The organism is Pseudovibrio sp. Ad26, assembly GCF_001623285.1.
GTDB classification, from domain to species: domain Bacteria; phylum Pseudomonadota; class Alphaproteobacteria; order Rhizobiales; family Stappiaceae; genus Pseudovibrio; species Pseudovibrio ascidiaceicola.
This window is the reverse complement of sequence record NZ_LMCE01000153.1, coordinates 1-1,691: the sequence shown is the minus strand read 5'-3', so window position 1 is coordinate 1,691 and position 1,691 is coordinate 1. Positions and strand designations below refer to the sequence as shown.

The 1,691-nt window shown below is 53.2% G+C and carries 1 protein-coding gene; it reads left to right on the top strand.

The window, feature by feature from the left end:
- Positions 1-1,691: DNA topoisomerase (locus PsAD26_RS26525; protein ID WP_063312813.1), on the top strand; the 1,691-nt coding region annotated here is incomplete at both ends.

The following is a 1,691-nucleotide window of genomic DNA, read 5'->3' as shown; positions in this document are numbered from 1 at the left end:
AAGTTATCATTGCCACTGACTGCGACCGCGAGGGTCAAGCGATTGGTGAGAACCTTTTGCATTTTTACGGCTACAACGGCCGCGTGCTGCGAGCAATGTTTACGGCAGAAGATGAAAAGACGCTTCGAGAGGCGTTTGCCAACGCTAAGCCCAACGCCAGTTATCAGCCGCTTTATGATGCAGCGGTCGCCCGTGCTCAGGCCGATCAGGTGTTCAATCTCAGTCTGACCAGAACCGCAACGACCAGACTGGTGCCTACTGGAGTGCGTGCAGTCATTGGCGTTGGCCGTGTTCGCACCCCAACACTTGGAATTGTCTGCAGGCGTGAACAAGAGCTTTCCAACTTCAAGCCACAAGACTACTTTGAACTGACTGCAGATGTTCAAGGTGAACATGGGCTGTTCCAGCTTCACCACCGGCCGACTGACAGCGAGCGCTATTTTCAAAAGGCTACGGCTGAAGCAATAGCTGCAGCTGCGACCGGCTGGCATGGCCCAGCCAGCGCCACACAGGAAAACCGGCGTCAGGCTCCAGGCAAGCCCGTTGATCTTCCAAGCTTGCAAAAGCAAGCTGCCAAATGGGGATGGACGGCAAAGAAAACATTAGACGTTGCCCAGGCTCTTTATGAGATCCACAAGCTGACAACCTATCCACGCGCTGCAGTGCGCTACCTTCCTGAGAACATGGTTGAAGGAGCAAGCGCAGTGTTTGCAGCACTCGTCGGCGGCGGCTATGTGAAGGATATCGACTGGCAGGCCCCAACAATCAGGACAGGCAAACGCGGTGTATTCTCAGATGCCGGTTTAGCTGGTGAATCTCATCATGCCATCATCCCCAATCCAGCTGTGATTGATCAGTTTTCAAAGATCATTGCAGGGCTGAACGCTGACGAGCGCAAGCTGTTTGATTTCATAGCCAAGACATTCCTTGCAGCGCTTGGCCCTGATTACGAGTATCACCAGACACAGATTGCAATCAGTGTGCCGGTGAACGGTCAGGCTGTTGTCTTCAAGACTGTGGGCCGCTCTACAATTCATTCAGGCTGGCGTGCTGTTTACAGTGAGTTCATCGAAGACAGGTCGTCCTCAGATAACGAGGCCGAATTGCCACAAGTGAGGAACGGTGAAGGCGTGGGGATCTCGGCTGTCAATATTGATGCTAAGAAGACAAAGGCACCAGCTCGCTACACGGAAGGGTCTTTGATTGAAGCCATGCAAAACGCATGGAGGTTTGTTGAAGATGAGGGCCAGCGTGCACGGCTGAAGGAAGCCAAAGGCATTGGTACTCCGGCAACCAGAGACACCATAATTGAAGGTTTGAAGAAGCAAGGCTTTCTTACTGTCTCCAAGGGCAAACTCTTTGCAAGCGATACGGCTATGCAGCTCTATCATCTTCTGCAGGGCCGGTGTCCTTTACTCCTTGATCCAGGCACAACAGCAACAATGGAAGCGCGACTTGATGACATTGTGAGTGGTCGAGCCGGTGCTGATGAAATCATCCAGGAGATCTGCAGCTCTGCGAAGACGGCAATTGATGTTCTGGACGGGCAGGGGGCAAAGCTCGACATTCAGCGAAAACCGAGCCCAGCCATGGTCAAAGCAGCTAAGGGCAAGGCTGAACGTGAAGGCAAGCGTTTCACCCGCGCAGATCTGGCAAGTTATGACACGTTGCGGGCTTATCTGGGGCCAATG